The 10,589-nt window shown below is 38.8% G+C and carries 8 protein-coding genes; 2 read left to right on the top strand and 6 right to left on the bottom strand.

What is annotated here, in order from left to right; all coding sequences use genetic code 11:
- Positions 1 to 3: 3 nt before the first annotated feature.
- Positions 4 to 1,164 carry an iron-containing alcohol dehydrogenase gene (locus VKY47_RS10625; protein ID WP_324312677.1) on the top strand — a complete coding sequence of 387 codons (1,161 nt, stop codon included), beginning with the start codon at positions 4 to 6 and terminating at the stop codon, positions 1,162 to 1,164.
- An 8-nt stretch (positions 1,165 to 1,172) separates the two neighbouring features.
- Positions 1,173 to 1,979 carry a type 1 glutamine amidotransferase domain-containing protein gene (locus VKY47_RS10620; RefSeq protein ID WP_324312673.1) on the top strand — a complete coding sequence of 269 codons (807 nt, stop codon included), beginning with the start codon at positions 1,173 to 1,175 and terminating at the stop codon, positions 1,977 to 1,979.
- 86 nt (positions 1,980 to 2,065) lie between these two features.
- Here the strand turns inward: VKY47_RS10620 and VKY47_RS10615 are convergent, their stop codons facing one another.
- The 6 genes from VKY47_RS10615 to ilvB all read right to left on the bottom strand — a co-directional run bounded on the left by VKY47_RS10615 (position 2,066) and on the right by ilvB (position 10,578).
- Positions 2,066 to 3,310, bottom strand: coding sequence for a DUF3999 family protein (locus tag VKY47_RS10615; protein ID WP_324312672.1), 1,245 nt, complete (start codon positions 3,308 to 3,310; stop codon positions 2,066 to 2,068).
- Positions 3,294 to 5,729 (bottom strand): DUF2339 domain-containing protein, encoded by a 2,436-nt coding sequence (locus VKY47_RS10610; RefSeq protein WP_324312671.1) that lies wholly within the window; start codon positions 5,727 to 5,729, stop codon positions 3,294 to 3,296. The genes VKY47_RS10615 and VKY47_RS10610 overlap by 17 nt, the downstream gene beginning before the upstream one ends.
- A 280-nt stretch (positions 5,730 to 6,009) precedes the next feature.
- The gene (gene ilvA / locus VKY47_RS10605; RefSeq protein WP_324312670.1) at positions 6,010 to 7,254 is read right to left on the bottom strand and encodes a threonine ammonia-lyase IlvA; all 1,245 of its coding nucleotides are present in this window, start codon (positions 7,252 to 7,254) and stop codon (positions 6,010 to 6,012) included.
- Positions 7,254 to 8,297, bottom strand: coding sequence for a ketol-acid reductoisomerase (ilvC, locus tag VKY47_RS10600; protein ID WP_324312668.1), 1,044 nt, complete (start codon positions 8,295 to 8,297; stop codon positions 7,254 to 7,256). Before ilvC ends, ilvA begins: the two co-directional genes overlap by 1 nt.
- Positions 8,298 to 8,324: 27 nt before the next feature.
- Positions 8,325 to 8,876, bottom strand: a complete 552-nt coding sequence (gene ilvN, locus VKY47_RS10595; protein WP_324312666.1) for an acetolactate synthase small subunit — start codon at positions 8,874 to 8,876, stop codon at positions 8,325 to 8,327.
- Between the two features lie 7 nt (positions 8,877 to 8,883).
- The gene (ilvB, locus tag VKY47_RS10590) at positions 8,884 to 10,578 is read right to left on the bottom strand and encodes a biosynthetic-type acetolactate synthase large subunit (RefSeq protein WP_324312664.1); all 1,695 of its coding nucleotides are present in this window, start codon (positions 10,576 to 10,578) and stop codon (positions 8,884 to 8,886) included.
- Between the last annotated feature and the right edge of the window lie 11 nt (positions 10,579 to 10,589).

Here is a 10,589-nt window from a genome sequence, read left to right as displayed (position 1 = left end):
ATCATGAATAATTTTCAATTTAAAAACCCGACCAAGATTATCTTTGGAAAGGGCAGTATCGAAAAATTAGCAAACGAAATTCCAGAACACGCTAAAGTGCTCCTACTTTATGGTGGCGGGAGTATAAAGAAAAACGGAATTTACGATCAAGTAAAAATGGCATTATCAAATACCACTGTTATTGAGTTTGGTGGCATTCCTGCAAACCCGGAATACGAGGTGTTATTGGAAGCTTTAGAAATTATTAAAACCGAAAGCATTAGCTACTTACTAGCTGTTGGTGGAGGTTCGGTAATTGATGGCACCAAGTTCTTATCGGCTGCTGCTCTATATGAAGGCGCATCGCCATGGAATATTTTATCCGATAATATTAGAACTGAAAAAGGGCTACCATTTGGTACTGTTTTAACCTTACCGGCCACAGGTTCTGAAATGAATTCGGGAGCCGTGATTACCCGAAAGGAAACCCAAGAAAAACTAAGCATGGGTGGACCTGGCTTATTTCCTGAGTTCTCTATTTTAGACCCTCAAGTAATTGCTTCCATTCCAGAACGTCAGTTGGCCAATGGGATAACCGATGCGTTTACGCACGTTTTAGAGCAATATATGACGTATCCTGCTGGAGGCTTATTGCAAGATCGCTTTGCCGAAAGCATATTACAGACCTTAATTGAGGTCGCTCCAAAAGTGATTAAAGATCCTACGGACTATGAAGCTACCTCCAATTTTATGTGGAGTTGTACCATGGCTTTAAATGGACTCATCCAACAAGGAGTTCCAGGAGATTGGGCCATACACATGATGGGACATGAACTGACCGCTCTTTTTGGAATTGATCATGCTCGAACCTTAGCCGTTATAGCACCAAGTCATTACAAATACAATTTTGAAGCCAAGAAAGAAAAACTAGCTCAATATGGCGAACGTGTTTGGAACATTACGGAAGGAAGTACAGACGATAAAGCCTATGCCGCTATTGAAAAAACAGTCGACTTTTTCCATGAGTTAGGGATTGCTACGAAATTATCGGAGTACACAAAAGATTACGAAGGAACTGCTGAAATCATTTCAGAACGTTTTACCAGTCGCGGTTGGTTGGGCGTGGGTGAGCACAAATCCTTATCGCCAGACCAAGTGGAAGAAATTGTAAAAATGGCTTACTAATTTTATCGATGCAGCTATTAAAACCCTTAGTAGTGGTGCTAACTATCATAGCAGCATCCACTTGTAAAGAAATTAAAAACGACCCGTCTTCTGAAACCGTTTTAGAAGGCCAAACAGATATTAAAAAAGACAAGGACATGAACATCTTATTTGTATTAACATCTCATGATAAATTAGGAGATACTGGAAAAAAAACAGGCTTTTGGGTGGAAGAGTTTGCAAATCCCTATTACACCTTATTAGATAAGGGTGCCCATATTACAATAGCAACTCCTAAAGGAGGCGCAGCACCCATAGATCCAAGCAGTGATGGACCAGATGCCGCGACCGAAGACACCAAACGTTTTAATATGGACGCGGATGCCAAAGAAAAAATAGCAAACACAAAGGTATTGGCAGCTATGAATCCAGACGATTTTGATGCGGTATTTTATCCAGGGGGCCACGGCCCTTTATGGGATTTGGTTAACGATGCGAATTCCATAGCTTTAATCGAAAAATTCAATAATCAAGAAAAACCCATAGCCTTCGTTTGTCACGCCCCAGCGGTATTGAGAGACGTTAAAAATGCAGATGGTAAAAAATTGGTAAAAGGTAAAAAACTAACAGGCTTTTCAAATTCTGAAGAGACCGCTGTTGGTTTAACAGAAATTGTGCCTTTATTATTGGAAGATATGCTTATTGAACAAGGTGCATTTTATTCTAATGGAGCCGATTGGGCACCATATGCCATTCAAGACGGAAACTTGATTACAGGTCAAAACCCAGCCTCTTCTAATTTGGTTGCTGAAAAACTCTATGAAAGTTTAAAATAATATCATATAGTAATATTATACTATTAAAAAGGTTGCCCGTTAAGGCAACCTTTTTGTTTTTAATCTTTGTTAGAAATAATCCTCGGTTAATCGGTTTTATTTTTATCCAGATCTTTCAATAAATTAAAAGCATAATAGGAAATCATAAGTCCTGCCAAAGCAATACAAACCCACATAAACCAAGCTTGTTGCCAAAAGGAATCGCTTTTTTTAGCGGCTACTATAGGTTGCTCATAGACCACAGAACGTATTTCTGCTATAGGTAGCTCCGTTTTTATGGTGTTGGTTACCTTGGAGATGTCGTAATCAGGAAAGTCTAAGGTATCGGTGCCAGCAGTTACTTTGTAAGCCTCTCTTCCCTTTAATGCTGCTACCAAATAAACTGGCTCTTGCATCAATTGGATGCTATTAATTTGCAATTTGGGATTGTCCTTATTGTCAATTTCCAAATAAAGCTCTTTTTCTAATAAGCCAGGCACATGAAACACCAACTCTTGATCTGAACGGATTGTAAATGACTCAAGGTTTTGCCGGTAGGTTTCCATGCTTCGCTTTACTTCTATTTCTTTCATGGTATATACTAAGGCATTTCGGCTAAATAGTTCAGGCGCCGTAATGTCTAATCGAATTTGATCGATGACTTCTTGTCTTTCAAAATGAATATGAATTTGTGTCTTCTTGTCCTTTTCTAAAAAGTCGATGCTTTTTACTGGTACTTTCTCCATAGATATAGGTACGAGATTTACGGTCTCGGTATTGGCCATGCCTATTTTTAAGAGGTTTATGGGCAAAGAATGGCGGTCGTTAAAAACAATTTTCAGATACGGATAAGTACTCAATGGAAAATAGATGTTCTTGTACACATGGGGTTCTTTCGAACTCTTTAATACACTTATTTGTTCGTTATTAACAAGGCCAAACCATTGTTCTTGATCCTTGCTACCTTCTAAGCTATAGCTTTTGCTTCCTTGGTAATTTGCTATTAAAAGGACAGCGTTTTCAAGGGTTTTATAAGGATTTTTAAAAATATAGGTAGAGCTCGTATCAGCTATTTTGGAAGAGGAAAGAATGGGGAATTCTGTAAAATCGGATACCTTAGTTGTTTTATAGTCGGTAACAGGTTGTACAAAATAAGGTACTTGATGGCCTTTGGCATCCCAGATTCTGATGTCGCGTAGATTATGTGTTGCATACGTACGCAGGTTGTGGGGAATACGAATGCGATACAAGCCATCTTCTTGGACAGGATCTATAGTTCCACTTACTTGGGTCGTTTGCGCAAAGGCCATGCTTCCAAAAAGTATAATGATTAGTTTAATCGATTTTATCATCCATAGGAGTTTTGTTTTCATCGGTAACCAAAAGTTTGATTTTTTGATATACAAATGAAATAATTAATATGAGTACGCCCAATAAGATAAACGCAATAATTTTTCCTGTTTCGGACACATTGCTAATGTCGTAAACAAATAGTTTTACAATGGTCAGTCCCAACAAGCTTAATGCGATGATTCGCAATTGTTTCATTTGCTTTTTAATACCTATCAGCAACAATACAAAGGCCAAGATTCCCCATAAAACAGGAAACCCTGTTTTTATTATTTTATACCTAGCCGAAGTAATCAGTTCTTGGTTTACCAAATTTGGGTCTGTTGGGAAACTCATGGCATGAAGGCTATGCAACATAACTTCGGTACTTGCAATCACCACTAATATAAACATGGCCATCCATAAGGTCCATTGGTTGTTAAAGGCTGAAAACACTTTTTGCTTTTTGTTGCTATTTTGAACCAAATACCAAAAATACACGATTAGGATCAGGGACAAGATATGCAGGTAATAGGCAATGTGATTCTGAGTAAGATTTAGAACGTTTTCTTGGTGTTCAGAAAAAGGAATTTTGCTAAAAAAGAATGCAAAGAGCACGATATTAAAAATAGCTAGAATGTTGATGATTTTATCCTTGCCTTGGCTCCTATTTCTATATAATATGTAACAAAAAACAGCTGTAAACAGCAAATGATATCCTATTGCAATGGCTAAGAAGTCGTTAAACGTTACATGCGTTATGGCTTGATAGGCCACTTCAAAAAGTCCCACAAAATACCCAGTTGTAATGGCAAGGATTCCAGTGGCGTTTCTATAAAATTTTGGATGGAAGGTCAATCCGAATTTCAATAATTTCTCTGTTTCCTGGCGCAAGAGATAACCAACGCCTACAAAGGAAGCCACCACGAACAGCCCGCCAATAAAAATAGGATTTAGAGCAAGGGTTAAGTTGGCTTCTGTTTCGAAATAACCAGGCCAATCCATGACCAAGCTAACAAGCATTAAAAATTGCACCAAAACTGCTGCAAATCGATAGCTTTTAATTTGCGATTTTTGTGCCAACCACATCAATAAAACAGCTTCTACAGCCCAAAACATGGTAATGTTGTTTCCTGAAAACTGCACAGGAACAGCCAATGTTATAAAGGTTAAGGTCAGGCCTATTAAAAGATAGACGGCTATTTTGTCCAAACCAAATTTCTTGTACAAGAGCAAGGCATAGCCCAGGTTCAACAAGGCTAAAAACGTTGTGAAGAGCCCAGAAAACTCAGGTTTATAGTTGGACAAGACCAACATGCCAATCCCATAAAAAACAAAGTTATTAACGGTAAGCATGACCAATTGCGTTTTGGACAAGCTTCCTTTTGTACGCAAGTTGTTTATGATATTAGTAACAATAAAAATGAGATAAAAAATAAATGCAAAGATTAATGCCCCCAAGTAATGTGGACTCTCCATACTCATCTCCTGAAGTACCCAGCCTCCAAACAAGAGCGTGGTAAAGGCAAAAGCAAGAATGTGTACCAAATGCCATTTCTTAAAATAAGCTAGAGCCAAAATACCAATATCTAAAATGGCGATGTATGTAAACAATACCAGATAATTCCCACTCCCTGTACTAATCATAAAAGGAACTAAAAAGCCACCGATTAAGGATAGGATAGCAAGTTCCATACGGTTATACGACAAGGAAATTAAACAACTAAAAGCTGTAATCAGTACCATAATGGCAAATGCCACCTCTTGTCCAAATAACTGGTATTCATGAAAAGCAATGGCAATGGTGAAATAAAAGATGGCAATGGCACCAGCCACTAGAACAGAGCTAAAAGGAGCATATTTTTTACGGAGTTTATGCGCTATAAACAGTACCAAGCTTCCTGCTAGTATACCAATCCCCACTCGAGCAGGTTCATTGATCCAATTCTTATCTATGGCGAATTTCACAAAATAACTAATCCCTAAAACCAAAATAAGAATCCCAATTTTATTGATTAAGTTTTCACCAACAAACTTTTCGAGATCGGGATTTCTTTGTTTAAATCGTTGCCAAAAGCTAAGCGTAGGTCCTTGCGCTACTTTCTTGGCAGGTGCAGCCGTCATTACTGTCTTTGCTGAAGCAGCGACTCTTGCCGATTCAGCTATTTTTTCAACTTTAATAAGTTCAGGAATGGGTGGAGTTTCTGGTGTTGGCCGTTCCTTAATAAGAACTTCTGGCGTTGGCACCACTGTTTTTCTAACAACTTCTTGAACCATCTCCTTCGCAGCCGTTTTAGCACCTTCCTTATGTGGCGCTAAGAGACTGTTTAGCTTTTCGTTTAGAACATGTAAGTCTTTTTTTAAATTGAGGCTTTCCTTACTATATTTTTTATTCTGGAAGATTAATATAAATATAACAACAATTAATAGGGCGATTTCCATAGGTTATTTTGGTTAGCTTGATATCTTAATAGAGATTAGGGCCAAGTCATTTTATTCTAAATGTTAAAGATAAAATGAAAAAGTTAAAGTACTAATAATTTTAGATTTCAAACCCATGGATTTCAGATTTAAGCAAAAGAAGAAACCCATGGCTAATAATAGCTCTATAAGAAGGCATCCAAACTGCATGTGGAACCTGCTTTAGCATCTTTGAATGCTATGGTTGGCAAAGAAACTTTTAGTGCCCAAAATATTTTCACTAGATATTAAGATGCGTGTTTTAAATAATTAAGTGCGTAAACAGATCTTTATTCCCATTCAAATATTGATAGGTGAATTTTTTTGTGGTTAATTTTTCTTCAATATAAAATAAGTCATTCTTGTTTTGTAACTCAATACCAATTACTACGGGTCCAGTTTCTCGGTTGTTTTTCTTAGAATATTGGAAATAGGAAATGTCATCATTGGGCCCTAGAATATCATTCACAAATTCTTTAAAAGCTCCCGGTCGCTGAGGAAATTGGACTAAAAAATAATGCTTCAGGCCTTCGTACAATAAGGAGCGTTCTTTTATTTCTTCGGTTCGGGTAATGTCATTATTGCTTCCACTCACCACACTCACCACATGTTTCCCTTTTATTTTTTCCTTGTAAAGATCGAGTGCGGCAATCGTTAATGCACCAGCAGGCTCTACAACGATGGCTTCTTCATTATATAAACGCAAAATTGTTGTGCAAACTTTTCCTTCCGGAACAAGAACTATATCGTCCAAGCCATCCTTACATATTTCAAAAGTTTTTTCGCCAACTCGTTTTACGGCTGCGCCATCCACAAATTTATCCATCTGTTCCAAGGTGGTATTGATGCCTTTTTCGATGGAGTTTTTCATGGAAGCTGCTCCAGCCGGCTCCACGCCAATGATTTTGGTTTGTGGGCTCAACTGCTTGAAAACCGTAATGACACCTGCAGCCAAACCGCCACCACCAATGGGTACAAATAAGTAATCAATAGGTGTTTGGGTATCTTCTAATAATTCTAAGCCAATGGTTCCCTGCCCTGCCATCACTTTTTCATCGTCAAAAGGATGAATGAAAATGGCTTCCATATCATGGCATAAGCGCTTGGCTTCGTGTTGGGATTCGTCAAACGTATCCCCTTTTAAAACCACTTCCACTTTATCTTTCCCAAAGAGTTTTACCTGCTTTGTCTTTTGTGGAGGCGTGGTTACTGGCATAAATATCGTTGCCTTGATGTTTAATTTATTACACGCATAAGCCACACCTTGTGCATGATTTCCAGCGCTGGCGCAAACTACGCCTTTGGCTTTTTCCTTTTCTGTAAGCGATACGATTTTATTGTACGCTCCTCTTAATTTGTAGGAGCGTACAGGTTGTAAATCTTCTCGTTTTAACCAAACTTGAGCGGAAAATTCCTCGCTCAAGTTTTCGTTTTTCATCAATGGGGTATGTATCGCCACATCTTTGATGCGTTCTTTGGCTTGATATACTTTTTCTAATAGTTCCATTATTTGGTGGGTCTTAATTTTCGTACTTCTAAGCCAGTTTGCCACAACTCACTATTTCTCATCACATTTAGTTCTTCTTCCAATTTTGCTCTGTAATCCGGTTTGCTATTGGCTTCAATAACTATTTCAGCTTCTTTTCCCGATACCACACTGTCGTACAATTCATTTAAAACAGGTTCTGTGGCCTCACGGAATTTCCCCTTCCAATCTAATGCGCCACGTTGTGCCGTGGTTGAGCAATTTGCAAACATCCAATCCATGCCATTTTCTGCAACTAATGGCATTAGACTTTGGGTTAATTCTTCTACGGTTTCATTATAAGCCTCACTTGGTGAGTGCCCACGCTGACGAAGGACATTGAATTGCGCTTCGAAAACGCCTGCAATAGCACCCATTAAAATGCCACGTTCTCCTGTAAGGTCGCTATAGACTTCCTTTTGGAACGTGGTCTCAAATAAATATCCCGAACCAATAGCAATCCCTAAGGCTAAAACACGTTCCTGTGCTTTTCCTGTAGCGTCTTGAAACACCGCATAACTGGAATTAAGACCTTGTCCTTTTAAATACATACTTCTAAGTGAGGTTCCGGAACCTTTAGGAGCTACTAAAACCACATCAATATCCTTGGGAGGAACAATCCCTGTTTTTTCATGAAAAGTCACTCCAAATCCGTGAGAGAAATAAAGGGCTTTCCCTTTGGTTAAATGTTTTTTCATGCCATCCCAAGCTTGTATTTGCCCAGCGTCTGAAAGTAAATTCAAGACAACAGTGGCTTTTTGACAAGCTGCTTCCAGTTCAAAAAGTGTTTTGCCTTCTTCCCAGCCATCAGCTAATGCTTTTTTCCAACTAGCTGTTCCTTTTCGTTGCCCAACAATCACGTCGATGCCATTGTCCTTTAAGTTAAGGGCTTGACCTGGGCCTTGAACCCCATAACCAATAACCGCTACCGTTTCATTTTTTAATACCTCTTGTGCTTTTTTAAGTGTGAATTCCTCACGTTTTACTACGTTTTCTAATACTCCGCCAAAATTAATTGTTGCCATTTTTCTTATTATTTATTATTGTTGTTATTACTTGTTAGTCATTCTAAATTGTGAGCCATTTAATTCTTCAAGTTCTTCTAAATACGTACTTAATTCTTTCATGGGTTTGGTTACTGCTACTCTTCCAGAACGTGCAAATTCCAGAACGCCATAAGGCTGTAAGTTTTCAAAGAGCCTTTGGGTTTCTTCCACGTGTCCTGTTTTTTCGATGACCATAAATTCGGGGTCGACCGTAAGGATTCTTGCATGATGTTCCCTAATCACTTTTTCTACATCGCCATTGGTTAGGCTTGCTGTTTTTAGTTTGTACAAGGCAATCTCTTGGTGTACTACTTCCGATTCTTCGTGTACAAAAGCTTTAAAAACATCTATGAGTTTTTCAAGTTGCCCAATTACTTTGTCTATTTGTGCCCTGCTTGTTCTTAAAACAATGGTATATCGAAACACGCCTTTTACTTCAGATTCTGACGCAGTGATGCTATCAATATTCAAATGTCTACGCGTAAAGATGATGGTTACACGGTTCATCATTCCGATGCTATTTTCGGTAAAGACCGATACTGTATATGTGTTTTTCATAATTCAATTAGTTTAAACGTACTTCTGATACGGAGGCGCCGGTAGTCATCATAGGAAACACATTTTCCTCTTTGGCCACCATGACTTCCAATAAGTAAGATCCTTTGTGATTCAGCATTTTTATTAAGGTTTCTTTTAAATTTGCTCTGGTCTCAGTTTTTAAGGCTTCGATACTATATGCTTTGGCAAGTGCCACAAAATCGGGGCTTACCATATCGGTGAAGGAATAGCGTTTCTCAAAGAACATTTGCTGCCATTGGCGGACCATTCCAAGAAAGCGATTATTTAAAATGATAATTTTTACATCTACTTTACTTTGTAAAATTGTTCCCAATTCTTGTAGTGTCATTTGAAAACCACCGTCCCCAATGATGGCCACCACTGGTTTATCTGGAGCACCAAATTTTGCTCCAATAGCTGCAGGAAGCGCAAATCCCATAGTGCCAAGTCCACCTGACGTTACATTGCTTTTTGTTTTGTTGTATTGATAATAGCGCGCTGCCATCATTTGATGCTGCCCAACATCTGTAACTACAATGGCTTCTCCCTTTGTTAGTTCTGATAGCATTTTGATGACTTCGTCCATTTTTAGTTCTTCTGAATGCAATTCGTTGGCGCTTTCTTGAAGCGTTTCCACCTCAATTTTTTTAGCGTCTTTAAACTCTTGTAACCAAGGCGTATGTTGTTTTTTTTGCACCAATTCGGTCAATAATTTCAAAGCTTCCTTTGCATCGCCATGAACAGCGACATCTGCATGGATAATTTTATTCAGTTCGGAAGCATCAATGTCCACGTGAACCACTTTGGCTTGCTTAGCATACCTCGAAACATCGCCAGTAACCCTATCGTCGAAACGCATTCCGATAGCAATAAGTACATCGCATTCGTTGGTTTTTATATTGGGAGCATAATCACCATGCATGCCTAAAAACCCAACATATTGCGAGTGATGATGAGGAAACGCACCCAATCCTAGAAGTGTGGATGCTACTGGAATACCAGATTTTTCAACAAATTCCAACAATTCCTTTTCTGCATTGGATAACATAATGCCTTGACCTATTAATAAATATGGTTTTTTAGCTTGATTGATTAAGTTCGCGGCTTCTTCAACAACCGATGCTCGCAACCTGGGGTTGGGATGATAACTTCGGATGGAAGTACATGTTTCATACTTAAAATCCATGTCTCCAAATTGTGCATCCTTAGTAATGTCGATCAGTACAGGTCCAGGTCGACCGGATTGTGCGATATAAAATGCTTTTGCAATGGCAGCAGGAATGTCTTCTGCTTTGGTGACTTGAATATTCCACTTGGTGATGGGCATCGAGATTCCTACCACATCCGTTTCTTGAAAGGCATCCGTACCCAAAAGATGTGACGCCACTTGACCAGTGATACAAACCAATGGGGTTGAGTCGATTAGGGCATCGGCTAATCCCGTTATTAAATTGGTAGCTCCAGGCCCAGAAGTTGCAAATACGACTCCTGTTTTATTGGATGTTCGCGCATAGCCTTGGGCAGCATGGATGGCACCTTGTTCGTGACGCACCAAGATGTGATTTACAGTGTCTTCATAATCGTACAATGCATCATAAATAGGCATGATGGCTCCTCCAGGATATCCAAATATGGTATCCACCTGTTCAGCTACTAAAGATTTCATGACCGCTTCCGCTCCTGTTATTTTTGTTGTTTTCATTTCCTATTTAT

Origin of the sequence: Xanthomarina sp. (assembly GCF_035306705.1) — a bacterium.
GTDB lineage: Bacteria > Bacteroidota > Bacteroidia > Flavobacteriales > Flavobacteriaceae > Xanthomarina.
Note: the sequence above shows the minus strand (reverse complement) of the source record. Positions and strands in the feature narration are given on the sequence as shown.